This is a genomic window from Corynebacterium sp. HMSC074C03, from assembly GCF_001838285.1.
GTDB classification, from domain to species: domain Bacteria; phylum Actinomycetota; class Actinomycetes; order Mycobacteriales; family Mycobacteriaceae; genus Corynebacterium; species Corynebacterium amycolatum.
Genome location: NZ_KV836189.1, coordinates 15,288 through 32,991 on the forward strand (window position 1 = coordinate 15,288; position 17,704 = coordinate 32,991).

Below are 17,704 nucleotides of genomic sequence, written 5' to 3' on the forward strand. Positions count from 1 at the left end.
TTTAAACTTGTCGAGTGCTATTCGTCATTGCTGTAGACACGGCGGACGTACAGCAGCCGGTCGCCTGGCTCCACCGATTCACACTCTGGTGAATCAATTCGGTACAGCTCACCCGAGCGCACCACACCGAGTGCAATATCCGCGAGGTGCCGTGGGCTGGCACCGATTTCCTCTTCGGTGACGAGCCTCTCTGCAACAGAGAATCCTTCATCCGGGCTCAGGAGGTCTTCCATCATCTCCACCACCGAAGGAGTCACTGTGGCCAGCCCCAGCATTCGGCCGGCGGTTTCAGAAGAAATGACCACTTGGTCCGCACCTGACTGCGTCAACAAGTGGCGGTTTTCTGATTCACGCACTGAAGCCACAATTGAGGCACCCGGTGCCAACTCGCGGACAGACAACGTGACCAGCACCGCTGTGTCATCTTTGTTCGGTGCAACGACTATAGAGCGGGCACGCTGAATACCAGCTAACTTCAGCACATCAGATTTAGTAGCCGACCCATGCACCGTCGCCAAGCCTTGATTCGAAGCGTGGTCGAGTGCTTCCTTGTCCGTATCAATGACAACGATTTCTGCCGGATCTACGCCGTCCGCGAGAAGAGCTGCAATGGCAGAACGACCCTTGGTGCCGTATCCGATAACGACGGTGTGGTTGCGCAACTGTCTCCTCCAGCGCTGAATTTGCAGGGTTTTCCGAGACTCTTGGGTCAAAACGGTCAGAGTAGTACCGACCAAGAGAGCAAGGAAGGCCACACGCAGTGGCGTAATGATCAAAATATTGAGTAATCGAGCCCTCTGAGTCACCGGCGTGATGTCACCGTAGCCCGTCGTCGACAGGCTGACAGCCGAGTAATACACAGCATCGATGAAGGTGAGAGGCTCCGTGTATCCGTCGTGGTCGTAGTAGACCACGACGGATGCAATCAGCAGCAAAAACACGGCGTAGTTCAAACGACGTATGATTAGCCGCCAAGGATTCTTCGGCGCGGACTCAGGCAGACCAATGACTCCCAGCAGTGCATGCCCGGGAAGATCATTGAGCCCGGTTTCGTATCCCGAAGATTTCCGAATTGGATTACGCAACCGCTCCTCGCCTGCCTTTCATAAAACTCCTCCCGGTGAAAAATAGCGCATACAAACTGCAGCTTTCACCTGGATAACTGGCCACGGCCACGCGGCAGTTACATACGTAGATGATTATCCAATCAGCTCGCGCATTTTCCTGTCCAACTCTATCCTGCTTGGCAGTAGCGCTTCATCTGGTATTAGCGTTCGTCCTGCCGAAACATAGAAGAACCCGGCTTCAATGTCTTCGGGGGCCGTTTCCACTCCCATCTCACGCAGCCTATCCGACCACGCCAAGCGGTAAATCGCCAGCTGTAGCGCCGCTACTTCCCTTTCCTTTCCGCGCGGCATCTGGCCTGTCTTCCAGTCAATGACGCTCCACTTCCCGTTGTCCTTAAACACCGCGTCGATTCGGCCGACGACCCGCCGTTGCCCAATGGCAATTTCAAACGGCACTTCCACATGCACTGGCGTGCGGTCAGCCCACTCGGATGCCTCGAAATTCGCCTTCAACTTCTCAAGTTCGCGTTCGGACGCGACTTGTTCTGTGCCGAGGAAGTCATCCAGTTGATCCCCGAAGAGATCCTCATCGTCCAGCAGGCTGTGTGCACCGAAGCGATTCTCCAACCAAGCGTGGAATGCCGTACCTCGGCGTGCGAATCGGTTTGGCTTAAACGGCACCGGGCGTGCTTTCCGACGAGCAAACGCGACCGGATCCGCAATCATGGCTTGGTATTCGCTTGTGGACATGCTTGTCGGCATTGGCAGATGGATCTCCGCGGCCTTAGCCCGAAGGATTTCATCCACGAGAATGGTCGTTTCCATTTCCCATACCTCAGACAGGTCACCTGCAATGGGGCGCTCATCTTGGTTCTCGCCCATGTAGCGCATGACGCTTTCGGCTGCTCGCTGCACACTATCTCGGCGGTCCCCCAGGGTATCGACGGGCCAGACCACCCCATCAACCGCAGTGTCGCAGTCCAAATCGACTTCGGTGTCCTCTACCTCAGGGTCCTCCCCATCTGTCCACGACACCACATAGTCACTGAATTGCGTAGCGATGGCTGCGAAGTCTGCCGACACGTCAGTGGGATTCTTCAAGCTCGGATTAGGCCGCCTGCTTGCAGTAACAATGAGCTTTTTTGCAGAGCGAGTCATGGCAACGTAGAAGAGGCGCTGCTTTTCTTCCCTCTCCACTTCTCGCAGCTCTTCCTTGTAGGCTTTGATCACCTTGTTGAGGTCGGTCTGGTTATCTGCGCCTGATATGTCCAGTTCGGGGGCATTGCTATCGACAGAATCAGCGACAGGAGCCCAATCGCCTGCTGCAAGCTGTGTTGCATCCTCTGTTGTTTCTGCACTAGCCGTTAACGGATCCACTTGGGTAATTGCACCAGGAGGAAGTTGAACTGAATTGGTGAGCCACGATGACAAATCAACTTTGTCGAATTTGCTGGTGGTGATGCCCGGAACAGCAACCGTTTCCCACTCCAAGCCCTTTGACTTGTGCATAGTCATGATTTGGACGCAGTTTTCCGGCATGTTCATAGGTGCCCGTTCCAAACCATCATCGTGTTCAACAGCGAATTCCAGATAGTTCAAAAACCCTGTCACATCGTCCGAGATATTTTGCGAATACGTCGCAGCGATATCGACAAACCTATCCAGATGCGCAGTCGTCGGCCTGGTTATCGCGGTAGCGGAACCGTACTGTCCAGCCGCTGCTTCTACGCGAATTCCAAACTCAGTAGCGATGTCCTCGACCAGTTCCGGCAGAGGCTTATTCAGCGAGAACCGACGTAGTTTTCGTAGGCTTGCACCCAACTGTGCGATGCGCGCCATTGCTTCATCTGTGTAGTTCAGTGACTCGCTGCAGACCAACCGCCCATTTTTTTCCACACTGCCGCGCGCCAGCGGGGTGCCGTCGTAAAAACGAATATCCGGGTCGGCGATGGCGTGCCCCAGCCCCACCGCGGACGATGCTGCTTCGGCATCTTCCACGAGCTTGTCATACTGGCGAGCGAGCTGGGAAAGCGGTGAGGAGTCTGAAGTCTCTTCGACGTTGCCCTTCTTTCGAGCCAACTCGTCCTTGCCTGCCATTGCCAGCTGGTCTACACGAGTGCGAAGTGCCTCCACGTCTGCGGCACCCAAATTGAACTGTGGGCTGAGCAGCAGACGCAGAGCATCCTGGTCTGAACTGGGGTCGACCAATATCTTCATCACCGAGGTGATATCCATGACCTCGGGCAAATGCAGCAATCCAGCGAGTCCCACAATGATTGCAGGCACACCCCGCTCAGACAGTGCATCTAAATAGACAGCCGATTCAGCATTTGTCCGAACCAGGATGGCGGCATCGAGCTTGTTGCCAGCTGCTTCACATTCGCGTAATTGCGCCTCCATGCAATCTGCGATGTATGCAACTTCTTCCTCACCGGTTGCGGTGAAAGCAAGCTGCACTTCACCCTGACCTGCTTTTGGACCGGCATCCAGTGCCTCTACCGTACGAGCCTGCCCCGCGAAAGCACGGTCGGAGACTGCGTTAGCAAGCTGCAACACTGACTGCGGATTTCGCCAAGAAATGGTCAGTTGCTTTTTCTCCGCTGGCTGCCCATCCGACCGCGGAAAATCATTGACAAACTGGACAAGGTTTTCGGCAGTTGCTCCTCGCCAGCCATAAATTGCCTGCATCGGATCGCCGACAGCGGTGACACAACCACCGGAGAACAGCGCACGCAGGAACAGCCGCTGTGTGTGCGACGTGTCCTGGTACTCGTCGAGCATGATGATCTTAAAGCGACGCCGCTCCTCCTCTCCGACTTCCGCGAAGTCGGTGGCTAGTAGGGCCGCACGAGCCATCTGCATACCGAAGGTGGCGACATTTTCTTCATTGCACCGAGCTCGAACCTGTTCTACCAGCGGCAAAATCTCTAATCTCTCTCGCTGCTTATCGACGATGCCCTGTAGATCGCCAATTAGCCCCTCGCGTTTACCCTTCTGCGGGGTTTGCTCAATATTGCTGATGAATGCTTCGGTTTCCTCGCGAATCGCCTGCGGTGAAGAAAGGTTTGAGTCGATGTTCGCCCCCAGCTCAATAATGCGACTGGTCAGCGTCGATGGTGCAATATCGACATCAATTTCCTTCACATTACGAGCGGTTTCCCAAGCCAACTGCCACTGCGTCGCGCCATCCATAATGGTGACCCCCGGCTCCGTCGGCAGCAAAAGACCATAATTGCTCACGACTTCAGAGGCATAGGCATCGTAAGTAAGCGTGGTTGGGGCAATGACCTCGAGGCTTGCTAGTACCTCTGGTGAAGCCTGTGCACGAAATGCGGCAGAGGAAGCAAGCGCATTGAGCTGTTGTCGGATACGGACGCCGAGCTCGCGCGCTGCCTTCCTGGTGAAGGTCAAACCTAGAACTTCTTCTGGGCGGATAAAGCCATTGGCGACCAACCACACGACACGGGAAGCCATTGTCGCTGTTTTACCAGCACCGGCACCGGCGACAACAAGCATTGGTTCCATCGGTGCACCGATTACCGCCGCTTGTTGCGGTGTGGGCGGAAAGTCCTGGCCCATCATCTCCGACAGGGTGACGGGATCAATGATGGTTCGTTCCTCCGACATGACTACCGATTCCCTTCTGCTGCCGGGCACGCCTTCGAAAGCGTGCAGAACTTGCAATGATCACCAGCGAGCGCCAAGGCACGCGGGCCAGACGTCGCACGTGCTACCTGCTCCACACGACGCTCCCAGTCAGCCAACTTGTCTTCCGTGAGCTTTGACTGTTCTCGGCTAGTGATAATGGTCTTATTGTGTGACTTTCGCGGAAATACCAGGTACGCCCCTGATTGTTCAATGCCTTCGCCGTTGTCCACAGCAAGCCCAGCTCCGCTTTCAACGAGCTTCCCCTTCGACAACGCCAGCTGATATGTAGCTAGCTGTGCGTGTCCTTCTACTTCTTTACCGGAGGGCGCTGTCTTACCGGTTTTAATATCGACGATTTGAACTGCGCCATCAGCGTCTTCAATCAATCGGTCGATTCGTCCGACAATCACGATGTCATCGTTGATGGTGACTTTTACCGGAACCTCGGTCCCGATATCTTTCTTAGTCTCAATCCACCGCTGCCAATCCTCCAGCGCTGTCAACCAGATGTCTTCCTCAGTACGCTTACGCCACTCCGGATCATCGGACAGGTCACCAAACACACGCCGGATTTCGGACTGCGCCTCAGGCACAGTCACTCCCTTGGCTACGGCTTCTACCGCCTGATGAAGTAGAGAGCCTAAATACATGGCCGATGTCGGTGCTGATTTATCCAGCATGGCCTTCAGCGGGCAACTCAGGGCTGCTTCCACCTTGGAAGGGTTGATTCTCATCGGCTTCTTGTCATTTACCGGCTTCGAGGTCGACGGTGCACGGAGCCCCCACCAGGTGTCTGGATGTGCGCCAGCAACCTCAACCTGCGCCAATCGCGCGAGTTGACGTGCAGCTTGTCGACGCCGCGTCTCAGTCTCCGCATCGTCTACAACGGCTGTACGCAGTTCTGCCAGCAGTGACTCCACAGAGAGCACCCGTGGCAGGCCTTCACCGGCCCATTTGGAATCTTCTGCCTCTGCAACATCCGGATTGCCGGTGTCTGCTTCATTAGCCGTAGCCCCGACTCCGTTCGCAGCCGAAGAGGCTTCTGACTGCTTCGCCAACTCCGTCGCCGAATTACCGAGCTTTTCAACGAGCTCGATAACAAACGGACTGGGAACTCCAACATCATCAGGAGAATCGACTGCGGTCAGCAGCACCCTGTCGCTAGCCCGTGATACCGCGACGTGCAGCAAACGACGCTCCTCCGCTAGCGCATCCGCCATGGAATTGATGTACTCCCGCGGTGCAATCCCGTGGTCGACGAGACCGATGAACTCGTTCTGCTTCATCACCGAGCCAGTCACACCGAGGCTGGGCCACTGGCCTTCCTGTACTCCGACAACTGCTACTGCCTTCCACTGCCTGCCCAGAGCCGCATGCGCTGAGAGAATGCGCACGGCGTCGCGCTCTACCCCGCTACGGTCACGTGCGCCGATGGGCAGCTCCTGTTCTTCCACAGAAGCGATAAAACCGTCAACCGTCAGCTTTGGATTCAGCTCCACACGGTCACCAGCAAAGTCGAACAGTGCCATCACAGCATCCAGGTCGCGGTCAGCCGATGCTCCAGCTGTACCGCCGCGCAACGATGCCGCCACCAGATGGTCTGCCAAACCAGTGGACTGCCAAATTGCCCACAAAGTTGCTTCCACACCATCACGCAACGCTTCACGCGCTGCGCTCAATAGATCCAGCGGCACCTGCAGCGCCTGACGTTCACGCTGCGACAGAGACTCAATAAGCTCCAGCTGCTCTGTTGTGAGTCCATCTGCTTTCAAGATTCCGATGAGCTGAGTCATCGCGGCCCCGCCGAACAGGTCGGCCTTTCGGATTCCGCGCAGCAGACGCTCTTTGACAATCGGATCCATGTTGACCAGTGGGCCGGAGAGGAACTCGTCCCACTCCACGTCATCGAGCTGGTTCATAGTTGCCCGCAACGCCACCATCAGCGCTCGCACCAATCGCTGATGACTTAGCACGATGTCCGTTGGGTCAATCTGCACAGGCACCCCCGCACGCGACAATGCACGGAACAGAGAGGACTCCCCTGCACCGGACCGGACAATGACCGCCATATCCTTCCATGCCACCCCCTCGTCAATATGAAGGCGCCGGAAGTAGTCCGCGGCTGTGGCTCGCTGTGCACGTTCAGAGGGATGAATAGCTATTTTTACTGCACTTTTAGCTGCGTACGAGTTTTCCGCTGCGACGGTCTCGCTGTTGTTTCCAACGTCGGATTCACTAGCTTCTTGTGTTCCAACTGAACCAACAATGCCACGGTATGCAGGAGCCTTAGGCAAGCGCTGAGAAACTGCGTTGACTAAATCTGCGATATCAGCGTTACAGCGGTAAGACTGCTGCAAGTGGATTGCCTTGTACTCGGCCTCACCAATCCCCCGGAGATAGTCATTATTAGCACCGCGGAAGTGAAATACCGATTGATCTTCATCACCAGTAATGACGGCCACCGCCGCCTGCGACACAAACCGATCCACAAGACGCGCAGCCTCCGGGGATAGGTGTTCAGCATCATCGACCAGCACTACCGACTTTCCCCACCGAGCCAGTGCTTGCGCGTCTGTATCCAGCTCCATCAATGCCGCAGAGACAATCTCTGCTGCGTTCAAGCTGGGCTCCCACGCCAACCGCATGGTTTGCTGATACTCCGCCATAAACTTGCCAGCCGCACGCCACGACTCAATGCCATGGTCCACGCCGAGCTGCTGAAGCCTCGGGGCATCAATCCCCCGCTCAGCTGCACGCAGCAGAAAGTCACGAACCGCACGGGAAAAACCGACTAATGGAAGAGCCGGGCGCAACCGCTCTGGCCAATACGCACCACCATCTTCCGCATGACCGGCCAAAAGCTGCCGCACGACAGCATCTTGTCGTGCACCTGTGGTCAACGATGGTTCAGGCTCTCCCCGACTGACGGCGGCATCACGTACTACTGCATAGGCAAGTGAATGCACCGCACGCACCATGCCACCTTGACCTGCCCCGAACGAACCGCCTTCCCCCAGTTCAGAGGAAAAACGCCTGTCAATATCCCGTCTCAATTCCGCGGCGGCCTCTTTTGACTGCGACACCACCAAAATACTGTCCGCCGGAATGCCCGCCTGCATGTAGTCCACCGCGAGATCTGCCAGCAGCGAACTCTTGCCAGTCCCTGGGCCGCCTAAAACGCGCACAACAGACTGGTCTACAAGCTTGTTCTCTACCACGAGCGCCTGATTATGGGAAGGGAAAAGCGCCTCTACCGCAGTACCCAACCACTGCCGACGACGAGGAGGTTCTTCCTGGACGAACCGAACCTTCGGCATTCCATCTACGTTCATGTGCACCATTGTGGCACAACCTCCGGACAAGCACTCGAACACACATTCGAAACTGGGGGAAAATACCCCCGCCCCAAAAACTCCCGTGAATACTGCCCGGCGCTACTTAGACACAAATGCGCGAACTAGCGAAGCCGCGCGGAACAGACCTCGATACGCACCCGGCTGCGATTCTGGACTAACAGCGTGGACAAAAAGTCGATAACACATAGCACGAACGAGCAGCTGACCGAAATCCGGCAAATGATCGAAGCGTCGCAGTAGCTCTTCATCAGCACCCATCATGGACAGACAATCCACTGCCGCTAAGGCAGCTGTCCAACCGCGGACACGCCATGCTGGCACGATATCGGTGAGAACTGGGGCGGCCGTGCCGTCGTAAAGCAGCGTGCCGACGAGGTCTGCGTGACAGACCTGCAGAAGCTCCGTTGGCACAACCATCTCTGCCCGCAACTGGAGAAGATCACCGGAGATTGTGAGAGCCTCGGCGCAATCGGCGCGGGGGACGCTATCCGCGTCGAGAAGCTGCTCGAGGATGCCGATTGGGTCAGATTCCCAAGCTGCGCGATTACACATGACGAAGTAATCGGGCTCCTTATCAAGGAGGAACTGTGGCCGTTCAATACTGACAAGCGACTCTTCCACGCGACCAGCGGCAACAATGGTTTCATCGGCACGTGGCGCGAATCCCCCCGGAATGAAATGACGGGCTTGCCACCCAGCAATGACCAAGCGGCCGTCACTGGTACGCACGGATTTCGCTACTCGGACGCCATCGACATCTAGCGCGCTGCGAACCTTTGCAGACCACAGCGCCTGCGCCGAATTATGTACCGGCGAAAGGACAATGGAATCGTCGTAGACCCAGCCATTGTCCCAAGCTCGCCCGGCACGATGCGGCTCACCCTCGGCACCAAAGGCCTCCAAAACACGGTCGGGAGGAGTGGCAATCATAATCTGCTACTACCTTGCTTTCTGAGTCGGTGCGGCCGTATCGTCGTCCGCCCCAAATGGATACGGCCAGCCGTTGACAGAACACGTCTTGCCATCGGTCTGATAGACCTCGCTGCTGTCGATTTCATGCAGTTCATCGTTCGACACGCTCAGGGTCTGCTGCATCATGATTGGCGCGATACCGCCATCCCTCGGGCAGGGCTCGTGAACCGCGTACCCAAGTCCGTGCCCAACCTCGTGATTAATAAGGTATTGGCGATACAATCCCAGGTCCCCCTCAAAAGGCAGGGCACCTCGAACCCACCGGGCGATACTGACGACCACGCGCCCAGGCTCACCTTCCCGCTGCCCAGACAGGTAACAGGAGGTCTCCATTCCCAAGGTGTTTCCGCACAGCTGATGTGCGGTTCCAGTCGCGGAAAGCTGCACGACAATCGTCGGATCCTGATCGCGAGGCACTGCCTCGAAAGAAAAATCTGGATTAGCTGTCCAGCCACGTGGATCGGCCAGAATCGAGTTCACCGTCTCCGCAAAGGCGCGCTCGCCACCAATTGAAGGAACATCAATGTTGTCTTCAATTTCCACGGAATACCTGATCGCATTGCGGCGCCCCTCCCCGACACGGGGATGCGCCACGGTGACATCTTTAAAATTCCCCGAGGGTTCCGTGGCAAAGGCCGGACCAGGTGGCAACTGTCCTCCCTCGTAACCATCACCGTACCCCTCACCGGGCACCGGACCAGGGCGACTGTTACCACTCTGCGAGGTGACAGTGCCATTGCCGGAACCTGGAGAATCATCTTCAGCAGTGAAGATGTCGAAGAGAATGATGACTGTGAGCACCACAAGTACGGGGATGGCATAGGCTCGCCACCCCCAACTCCTTGCAATGCGTACGAGAAAGGGTTCTTGCGTCATTAGGCGAAGAAGCCAACCTTACGGTCTGCGTTATTACCGGTACGGACGTAGGCGACCTTGGCAGCATTAATCAGGTACTCCTGACCAGCGCCGTCACTGATCTCAATCACACCTTCGCCAGCAGCCAGCTTCTGGGAGATCGCAGCCTTGACCTCCTCGCCACCAGCGACGTTTTCAATGCTCAGCTCACGCGTATTGTCTGCAAATCCAATAGTGATGTCCATGGTGACATCATAACCATTCCCAAAGCGGCTAGGATTAGAGAGACCGATTAAGCCGTCGTGTCACGTGAGGTTACAAACAGCAAAGGAGTCGCCGTGGCAGAGTCCCAGTCCCCGACATTCGTCGAATTGGGGGTCGCCGCGGAAATCTGCGACGCACTCGCCGACGAAGGAATCAACCGCACATTTGCCATCCAGGAACTGACGCTGCCCTTGGCGCTCGACGGCACGGACATCATCGGCCAAGCCCGTACTGGCATGGGAAAAACCCTTGGGTTTGGTGTCCCCCTCATTGACCGCGTCTTTGATGACGCCCGCATTCCAGAACCGGATGGCACTGCCCGCGCAATCATCGTCGTTCCCACCCGTGAGCTGTGCGTGCAGGTCGGCGAGGACTTAGCCCGCGCTGCGTACTCAACCAATCTGCGTGTATGCACCATTTACGGTGGCCGCCCCTATGAGGAACAGATTGAACAGCTAGACCGCGGCGTGGACATCATCGTCGGCACTCCGGGCCGTCTCATCGATCTTTACCAGCGCAATAATCTAGAGCTGTCAGGCGTAAAGATTTTGGTTCTCGACGAGGCCGACGAAATGCTCGACTTGGGTTTCCTGCCGGACATCGAGAAGATTCTGGCTGCGGTGCCGGATGAACGTCAGACCATGCTCTTCTCGGCAACAATGCCGGGCCCTATTCTGACTCTCGCACGTACCTTTATGAATCGTCCGGTGCACATCCGCGCTGAATCAGGCGAGGAAGAGGCCACAGTCCATGAGACCACTAAGCAGATTGTTTTCCAATCGCACCAAATGGATAAGGTTTCAGTCATTGCCCGCATCCTGCAAGCCAACGGTCGTGGGCGCACCATCATTTTTGCTCGTACAAAGCGTGGTGCCGCTTCCGTTGCTGAGCAGCTCGGCGAGCGGGGCTTCCTGGTCACCGCCGTCCACGGCGATATGGGCCAGCCTGCACGTGAGCGCTCACTGACGGCGTTCCGCAATGGCGACGTCGACGTCCTGGTCGCAACCGATGTCGCGGCTCGCGGTATCGACATCGACGATGTCACCCACGTCATCAACCACCAGGTGCCCGATGACGAAATGACTTATGTCCACCGCATCGGCCGTACCGGACGCGCGGGACACAGCGGTGTCGCCGTTACGCTCGTCGGCTGGGATGAGACCGCAAAGTGGAAGGCTATTTCAGATGCTCTCGACCTGGACATGGCCGAGATTCCGACGTGGTTTTCCACCTCCCCCGAGCTCGCCGAAGCTCTTGACATCCCCGAGGGAATCGATGAGAAGGTCGGGCCAGCCCGTCCGGTGTTGGGGTCCCGACCGCCTCGCGGGCGTGGCGGAAGAGGTCCGCGAAACAACCGCTCACAGCCTCATCATCGCAATCGCGGCCAAGGACGAAACTCAAGGCGGGACGGCCACTCCAATTCTCATCGTCGCCGCTAAACTGCTGCGCGTGCCAACTCCCCCGCCTCACTTCTCTCCACGACCACTCGTCGACAGGACATTCCAACCGTGCTGCAGTCACCACAAGCCAATGCTGAGCCCACCACTGCAGAGACCCGACTGCGTCGAAATCGAATCGCATCAGTCATTCTCATCATCGCCGTAGTGCTAGTCATCGGTTGGACATGGGTCGCTTCCCCGGCCCGCAAGGTCGATCGCACTGAAACGACGGCTTCTGCCGGCTCGGCAATGCAAGCCCCGGCTGCGAACGATCCGGAGGCAATGCCACATACTCTCCAGCCGGTGTGGTCCACCGAATCGTCGGCAAGCACAAGCACGCACACCATCTCCCCGGTGCCACTGGTGATGGACAACTCCCTCATCGTTGCTGAGGACCGGGGCGTGCGTGCTATCTCGCTTAACGACGGCACGGAGCGCTGGCACTATCGACGAGATATTCCGCTGTGTGCGCTCTCGGGCAGTGATGGCCAAGTTTTCGCGACTTTTCGTGGGGCAGCTGGCTGCGGTGAGACCGTTGCACTCAAACCCGATTCGGGGCAGTATGTCGCGACCCGAAAATCGATTGCGGCTGACAGCCCTGCCGCCGTGCGCTCGAATTCATACGCGGGTGTCTACGACTCTGAATTCCTGGAGCTGTGGCGTTCTGACTTGGTCCGAGTAGTCGAGTACGGCAAGATTCCAGCATCCCCGGAACCGAAGATGCAGCCACATCCAGAGTGTTCGATTATCAGTGCGCTCACACGCGTGGAGCTGCTGGCCGTTGTAAACAATTGCGATGGTCACGGACGCCTGGTCATGCAGGTGGCAAATCCGGAGGAATCGCGGAAACCAGAGGTCAAGAGCGATATTGACCTTGGTCCAGTAACTGCAGATATGTCGCTGGTATCGGTTGGCCAGGACACGGCAGCGGTACTGGCAGACAATCGCATCCGCGTTTTTCGTATGGACGGCACGATGCTAACTGAATTGGCGCTGGGTGAGACTACCCTGCGTCCAGCACCGGCTGAAGCTAATTCCGACGGCGATGCCCCGCGTGCGCCTTTTACAACGGATCTCCCCCATCACATGACGTGGTGGTCGCCACGTGGATTACTTGGCTTCCGTCCGAGCACCCTGGCACCGGATTTCGAGTTTCCTGAGGCCACAGGGACCCCAGCTCCATGGGGTGAGCATGTTTTCATGCCAGTCGCTGACGGAGTCGCGGTATTGAATGCCTCAACTCTCGAAATTATCGGCACACTCCCGTTGCCTGCAGCTGCGAAGTCCACTCATGCAAATGATGCGGACAAGCCGGAACTGCCCGTGCGCCTTGCAGTTGTCGGTGACACGCTACTGGTTCAGCGCGGTGAGTCAGTCGACGCGTTCGTCATCGAAATTTAAAAAGAGCGGGCAGCCCAGTCAATCGCCTTCGGACTAAACATACAGACCAGCGCCGCAATTGAAGCTGCCGCCGTCGGCAGAGCCAGCAGAAAAGCGCTCGAGCGGAACATGTAATAGGCCACACCCAGCAAGCAGAGGTTGAGCATAATAATCGGCCCGCGCCCCCAACGGGCGCCACGCAGCAACATAATCGCACCAGCGAGAACAGAGCCAAAAATGAGAAGGAACCACAGCGCGGTACCCCAACCGGAAATGACCGCGGCCTCGTCGCGGTACCCCATCAAATCACGAATCAGAAGGAAGACTCCGTAGCCCAGACCGAGGGCACATTCGGCGACACCGATCCACGCACCGACCATGACAACCTGAGGTGCGGCCATCGGCCCGTCAGTTACCGCAAGCTGGTCAGTAGTACGCGATTTGGACGCATTGCTGCTGTTTTTCTGGTTACTCACGCCCTACATGTTAGCCCGGTGAGAACCGATGAATACACTCTGGAGGCAAGTCGACCAATGCACCCATCACAGGTCTATTCATGCACTACTCTTGGTGCCTGTGCGTGCGTTGCTAATCTCCAATCCGAATTCGACCAGTAACTCTGCTCGACGCATGCCCAGCATTGTGCGGGCGCTTCGCTCAGTCGATGGGATCCGCTTGACATCCATGTTCACCGCTTACCCCGGCCATGCTGAGGAAATGGTCGCGGGAATAACGGTTCGCGATTACGACGTCATTATTTCCCTCGGCGGCGACGGAACCATTAACGAGATTGTCAATGGGCTCATGTACTCCAACCCATTCTCCGCACTGCCTGCCACTGACCTGCCTGCCATCGCAACAATTCCCACAGGCAGCGCCAACGTCTTGGCAGGTGCGTTGGGCATTCCCCGCGACCCCGTAGATGCCGCGTGGTACATCGCAAGCCTGCTGCGCTCCCGAACCCGCAGCGCTATTAGCGTTGGACATGCAGCAGAGCGATGCTTCGTCGTCAATGCCGGTATCGGCATCGATGCGGAAGTCATTTCCACCATGGAACAGCTCCGACATAACGGCACCCGCGCCAAAGCCGTGCGCTATTTGCCGGCAATTTTCACCGCATGGAACGAGTTGCGCAAAAGCCCGCCACAAATCACCGCAACTATCGACGGCAAGGAATTTGGCCGCGATCTCGCAATGGCTGTGGTGTCCAACTCCAATCCATGGACATTCCTCGGCGACCTCCCCATCGTCACCAACCCCACTGTGTCACTGCGCAGGGGCCTGGGGTTTTATGGCTTCACTTCTTTAAAGGGAGTGACGGGGCTTGTCGCCGCAGCCAATTTGGCCGGTTTCTTCACCCGACTGCGCTCCCCCTTCCACATAGAAGCCCGCGAACGACGCGTTGACAACGCTCAGCACATCCAGCTCACCGCTACTGCTCCACTTCGCCTCCAATTGGACGGCGAGTACATCAATCAGCGCGATTCCCTCAACATCCACGTTAAGCAAGGCGCAATCAATTTTGTGGCGCGTGCCGACGATTACACCGAGGACCAGTTCACCAAGAAGGTCGCTACCCGCCCCGTGGACGAGCGCTTGCTCGTTGTGGTGACCAAAAAGGCCATGGATCGCACACGCCGCCTGTTCAGTACAAGCCAAAAGACCGAGGCAAACCCGGCTTAAGCTGTAACTGTTTACTGACAAGCCAACAAAAACGCGCCATACACCCTCACTACTGCAATTACCAAAACTAAAATCACCCCCACAAGGGGCTAGTTTTGACCTGGCGTTTTAACCAAAACTTCACTTTTCTGTGAGGTTTGGCACTTTTATTCATTTTGCTCTTTACGAACCGCTCCAGTCGTGAAAACATGTAAATCGTCAGCGAGACAGGCACGCAGTTCACTGGATGTGCAACCATGCAAGTCTCGCCTTTTTAGGCGCAAACTCTTTGGTGAGTCCCCACTACCTTTCCCGTCGCATAGGCGATGCAACAGGTAGCCCCTCCCAAGATGCCTAATACCCCTGGGCAACCGGGAATGAACCCCAACCCTCGTTGAGATACGGCGATTTGTCGTGTCTGACGAAATCCATTTCCGGAACTGCCTTCCCGCAAGGAAATTTAACCCTGCCCTCACCCGGGGCTCGTAATGTTTTAGGAGTTTGTCATGGATTGGCGTCACAAGGCCGTTTGTCGTGAAGAGGATCCGGAGCTGTTCTTCCCGGTCGGTAACTCCGGCCCGGCTCTCGCCCAGATTGCTAAGGCCAAGGTCGTTTGCAACCGCTGCCCCGTTACCGCTCAGTGCCTGGCTTGGGCACTTGAGACCGGCCAGGATGCAGGTGTCTGGGGCGGCATGAGCGAGGACGAGCGTCGCGCGCTGAAGCGCCGTCGCAACCGCGGCCGCACTCGTCGCACTCGCACCAGCACCGCAGTCTAATTAAAAGACTTACCCCCTTACCGTGTAATCTATAGCGGTTGATACCTGTTTAACCCGATAGAAAGAGAGCCCAGCTATGAGCAAGCGTGGCCGTAAGCGCAAGGACCGCCGTAAGAACAAGGCTAACCACGGCAAGCGTCCGAACAGCTAAGTTGCCCTTAGTTGCAGCAGTCTTAGCCATCGCCGGCTAAGACATCTCACTCCACCCCGACACAACTCGGTATTGCACCGAAGGACGGGGTGGAGTTTTTTATGCCTCCAGCGGATACCTCAACGGGTAGCAGGTCTGAAAGTGACTAGGTTTATGACACGTGAATTGAATTCACCCGCGGTTTTTTGTCATAAACCTAGTCACTTTCTGCGCCTTTTCGATACCTCTTCGATACCCCATACTCGCTTTTCAGGATTAACCATCCGCCAAATCACTACCAGCGAGTTTGGAGCCCAAACCACACCGGGAGTAACGTCTAAAAATAGAGCTTTTACAGGAGCTCCAGCTAGGTTGCTCGAAAGCAATGGGGCTATAGCTCAGTTGGTAGAGCGTCGCGTTCGCAATGCGAAGGTCAGGGGTTCGATTCCCCTTAGCTCCACAAATAATTCCACAAAAATATCCCAGGCACATCTCCATGACCTGGGATTTTCCTTATTTCGCATTACCGCATTACGCAACATCGCATTAAGCATCAAAGGAATACACGCCAAAAGATGACGCACCAAAACCTAGCCGCCAGCAACTACCTGCGGTACTCCACCCGCGTATAGGACACGCGTATGCGGGTGGTAATGCGCTGGCGGAGGTCCTCAGGGGCAGGTTGCTGGCAGCACCGGCGCAGCAGCCGGCGTATAGCTTGCTCGGAACCGAACTCTTCTAAGCACTGAGGGCATTTGTGAATGTGTTCCTCGAGAAAGCGGCGCTCCTCCGAATCACACTCGCCATCCAAAAATGCGTGTAGGCGCGAGTGAACACCCTGACAGAAAGCATCTTCACAGGCGTGCCCGCGCTCTGGCGTCTGCTCCATATCTTGGCTCGACTCTCGGCTCATCGCGGAGAATCTCCCTTCTCTTCTTTCAAGAATCCACGTTCCACGGCTACGCTGTGCAACGCGTCTCGGAGCTGTTTTCTTCCACGGTGGAGCCGACTCATCACAGTTCCGATGGGCGTGCCCATGATTTCGGCGATTTCCTTGTAGGGCAATCCCTCGACATCGGCGTAGTAGACCACCATCCGGTAATCCTCTTTGAGACTCATCAAAGCGTCACGAATTTCCTCGTCAGGAAGCTTTTCCAGCGCTTCAACCTCAGCAGAGCGCAGCCCTATCGAAGTGTGCGACGCGGTTTCCGCGATCTGTGAATCGGTGATGTCATCGGTGGCGTACTCGGCAGGACGACGCTGCGCCTTGCGGTAGTTGTTGATGTACGCATTCGTCAGAATGCGGTAGAGCCACGCTTTCAGATTCGTGCCCGGCTTGTAGGAGCGGAAGCCCTGAAAAGCCTTTATATAGGCCTCCTGCACCAGGTCTTCGGCATCGGCGGGGTTGCGTGTCATCCGCAGCGCCGCTCCATAGAGCTGATCCAAAAGCGGCATGGCATCACGCTCAAAGCGCTGCGCAAGCTCCTCATCCGACTCATCAGTCCGGATGGCCGATGTTCCTGTCTGATCACCTGACATGCTACCTATCCTAAAACATCCGCACCCACGAGTCGGCAGACCCCCGTCACCAGGCATTTCGTAGCGTAATTGCGCTGGTGTGCAACGATGGGAAATTATGTCGAAGAAGTCCGCCAAAAAATCCGCTGCCGCCACCCCGGCCATCGCCTTCTGTCAGAACGCCGGAATCGACTTCCACGTTCACCAATTCCCCCACGGCAGCGACAACTTCGGCGAAGAGGCCGCCTCTTGGCTGCTAGAACACCTCGGCGTCGAGCCCGAACGCATCTTCAAAACTCTCATTATCGAGCTATCCGGCAAACGCACTGGGCTGGCCATCGCCGTCGTCCCCGCCACTGGAATGCTCAACCTCAAGGCCGCCGCCGCGGCTATCGGGGCTTCCAAGGCCACGATGGCCGATCCGCATGACGCGTCACTTGCCACCGGCTACATTCCCGGCGGCATCTCCCCGCTTGGCGGTCGCCGCACGCTCCCCACGGTCATTGATGAGACAGCCGCTCTCTCCGACACTGTGTTCGTCTCCGGTGGTCGCCGCGGGTGGGACATAGAACTGTCACCCGCTGATTTGGTTTCGCTTTGCGACGCCACGGTCGCCGACATCGCCCGCTAATCCTGC

Annotated in this window: 15 protein-coding genes and 1 tRNA gene; 7 read left to right on the forward strand and 9 right to left on the reverse strand. The window is 56.8% G+C overall.

Annotation, left to right across the window (positions count from 1 at the left end; genetic code table 11):
* Positions 1-17: 17 nt before the first annotated feature.
* From HMPREF2847_RS00235 to HMPREF2847_RS00260, 6 genes are all read right to left on the reverse strand, one after another.
* Positions 18-1,085 carry a potassium channel family protein gene (locus HMPREF2847_RS00235; RefSeq protein ID WP_049182182.1) on the reverse strand — a complete coding sequence of 356 codons (1,068 nt, stop codon included), beginning with the start codon at positions 1,083-1,085 and terminating at the stop codon, positions 18-20.
* Between the two features lie 114 nt (positions 1,086-1,199).
* On the reverse strand, positions 1,200-4,694 hold the full coding sequence (locus tag HMPREF2847_RS00240) for an ATP-dependent helicase (RefSeq protein WP_070851109.1): 3,495 nt from the start codon (positions 4,692-4,694) through the stop codon (positions 1,200-1,202).
* A 2-nt stretch (positions 4,695-4,696) separates the two neighbouring features.
* On the reverse strand, positions 4,697-8,047 hold the full coding sequence (locus HMPREF2847_RS00245) for an ATP-dependent helicase (protein WP_246821877.1): 3,351 nt from the start codon (positions 8,045-8,047) through the stop codon (positions 4,697-4,699).
* A gap of 102 nt (positions 8,048-8,149) precedes the next feature.
* Positions 8,150-9,001: a TIGR02569 family protein gene (locus HMPREF2847_RS00250; protein WP_070851113.1), complete on the reverse strand. Its 852-nt coding sequence runs from the start codon at positions 8,999-9,001 to the stop codon at positions 8,150-8,152.
* A gap of 9 nt (positions 9,002-9,010) precedes the next feature.
* Positions 9,011-9,919 carry a DUF3152 domain-containing protein gene (locus HMPREF2847_RS00255; protein ID WP_038627952.1) on the reverse strand — a complete coding sequence of 303 codons (909 nt, stop codon included), beginning with the start codon at positions 9,917-9,919 and terminating at the stop codon, positions 9,011-9,013.
* Positions 9,919-10,143, reverse strand: a complete 225-nt coding sequence (locus tag HMPREF2847_RS00260) for a DUF3107 domain-containing protein (protein WP_070851115.1) — start codon at positions 10,141-10,143, stop codon at positions 9,919-9,921. The genes HMPREF2847_RS00255 and HMPREF2847_RS00260 overlap by 1 nt, the downstream gene beginning before the upstream one ends.
* A 93-nt stretch (positions 10,144-10,236) precedes the next feature.
* Between HMPREF2847_RS00260 and HMPREF2847_RS00265 the strand changes: the two genes are divergently transcribed.
* Both HMPREF2847_RS00265 and HMPREF2847_RS00270 read left to right on the forward strand, forming a co-directional pair.
* Positions 10,237-11,601, forward strand: coding sequence for a DEAD/DEAH box helicase (locus tag HMPREF2847_RS00265; protein ID WP_070851117.1), 1,365 nt, complete (start codon positions 10,237-10,239; stop codon positions 11,599-11,601).
* Positions 11,602-11,670: 69 nt separating this feature from the next.
* Positions 11,671-13,002: an Rv3212 family protein gene (locus HMPREF2847_RS00270; RefSeq protein ID WP_070851118.1), complete on the forward strand. Its 1,332-nt coding sequence runs from the start codon at positions 11,671-11,673 to the stop codon at positions 13,000-13,002.
* On the opposite strand, the gene HMPREF2847_RS00275 is transcribed toward HMPREF2847_RS00270, so the two are convergent.
* Entirely contained in the window at positions 12,999-13,457 is a 459-nt protein-coding gene (locus HMPREF2847_RS00275) for a hypothetical protein (RefSeq protein WP_236658477.1), read from the reverse strand. The two genes, HMPREF2847_RS00270 and HMPREF2847_RS00275, sit on opposite strands and share 4 nt — an antisense overlap.
* A gap of 100 nt (positions 13,458-13,557) precedes the next feature.
* Between HMPREF2847_RS00275 and HMPREF2847_RS00280 the strand changes: the two genes are divergently transcribed.
* The 4 genes from HMPREF2847_RS00280 to HMPREF2847_RS00290 all read left to right on the forward strand — a co-directional run bounded on the left by HMPREF2847_RS00280 (position 13,558) and on the right by HMPREF2847_RS00290 (position 16,009).
* Positions 13,558-14,664 (forward strand): diacylglycerol/lipid kinase family protein, encoded by a 1,107-nt coding sequence (locus HMPREF2847_RS00280; protein ID WP_246821878.1) that lies wholly within the window; start codon positions 13,558-13,560, stop codon positions 14,662-14,664.
* A 485-nt stretch (positions 14,665-15,149) separates the two neighbouring features.
* Complete coding sequence (locus tag HMPREF2847_RS00285) at positions 15,150-15,419, forward strand: WhiB family transcriptional regulator (RefSeq protein WP_005511107.1); 270 nt, start codon at positions 15,150-15,152, stop codon at positions 15,417-15,419.
* Positions 15,420-15,495: 76 nt separating this feature from the next.
* Positions 15,496-15,570 carry a 50S ribosomal protein bL37 gene (locus tag HMPREF2847_RS11915; RefSeq protein WP_014300525.1) on the forward strand — a complete coding sequence of 25 codons (75 nt, stop codon included), beginning with the start codon at positions 15,496-15,498 and terminating at the stop codon, positions 15,568-15,570.
* A 366-nt stretch (positions 15,571-15,936) separates the two neighbouring features.
* Positions 15,937-16,009 (forward strand) — tRNA-Ala (locus HMPREF2847_RS00290).
* A gap of 144 nt (positions 16,010-16,153) precedes the next feature.
* Here HMPREF2847_RS00290 and rsrA read toward each other — a convergent pair.
* Together rsrA and HMPREF2847_RS00300 are read right to left on the reverse strand one after the other, a co-directional pair.
* On the reverse strand, positions 16,154-16,462 hold the full coding sequence (gene rsrA / locus HMPREF2847_RS00295; RefSeq protein WP_070851120.1) for a mycothiol system anti-sigma-R factor: 309 nt from the start codon (positions 16,460-16,462) through the stop codon (positions 16,154-16,156).
* Entirely contained in the window at positions 16,459-17,088 is a 630-nt protein-coding gene (locus HMPREF2847_RS00300) for a sigma-70 family RNA polymerase sigma factor (protein ID WP_070851122.1), read from the reverse strand. Before HMPREF2847_RS00300 ends, rsrA begins: the two co-directional genes overlap by 4 nt.
* Positions 17,089-17,185: 97 nt before the next feature.
* Between HMPREF2847_RS00300 and ybaK the strand changes: the two genes are divergently transcribed.
* Positions 17,186-17,698 carry a Cys-tRNA(Pro) deacylase gene (gene ybaK, locus HMPREF2847_RS00305; protein WP_070851123.1) on the forward strand — a complete coding sequence of 171 codons (513 nt, stop codon included), beginning with the start codon at positions 17,186-17,188 and terminating at the stop codon, positions 17,696-17,698.
* The last annotated feature ends 6 nt before the right edge of the window (positions 17,699-17,704 follow it).

What these genes read in the sequence shown, in the direction of transcription:
- HMPREF2847_RS00250 (WP_070851113.1), bottom strand. Translation starts at nt 9,001, where the DNA reads ATGATTGCCACTCCTCCCGACCGTGTTTTGGAGGCCTTTGGTGCCGAG.
- HMPREF2847_RS00245 (WP_246821877.1), bottom strand. Translation starts at nt 8,047, where the DNA reads ATGAACGTAGATGGAATGCCGAAGGTTCGGTTCGTCCAGGAAGAACCT.
- HMPREF2847_RS00260 (WP_070851115.1), bottom strand. Translation starts at nt 10,143, where the DNA reads ATGGACATCACTATTGGATTTGCAGACAATACGCGTGAGCTGAGCATT.
- HMPREF2847_RS00285 (WP_005511107.1), top strand. Translation starts at nt 15,150, where the DNA reads ATGGATTGGCGTCACAAGGCCGTTTGTCGTGAAGAGGATCCGGAGCTG.
- rsrA (WP_070851120.1), bottom strand. Translation starts at nt 16,462, where the DNA reads ATGAGCCGAGAGTCGAGCCAAGATATGGAGCAGACGCCAGAGCGCGGG.
- HMPREF2847_RS00300 (WP_070851122.1), bottom strand. Translation starts at nt 17,088, where the DNA reads ATGTCAGGTGATCAGACAGGAACATCGGCCATCCGGACTGATGAGTCG.
- ybaK (WP_070851123.1), top strand. Translation starts at nt 17,186, where the DNA reads ATGTCGAAGAAGTCCGCCAAAAAATCCGCTGCCGCCACCCCGGCCATC.
- HMPREF2847_RS00240 (WP_070851109.1), bottom strand. Translation starts at nt 4,694, where the DNA reads ATGTCGGAGGAACGAACCATCATTGATCCCGTCACCCTGTCGGAGATG.
- HMPREF2847_RS00255 (WP_038627952.1), bottom strand. Translation starts at nt 9,919, where the DNA reads ATGACGCAAGAACCCTTTCTCGTACGCATTGCAAGGAGTTGGGGGTGG.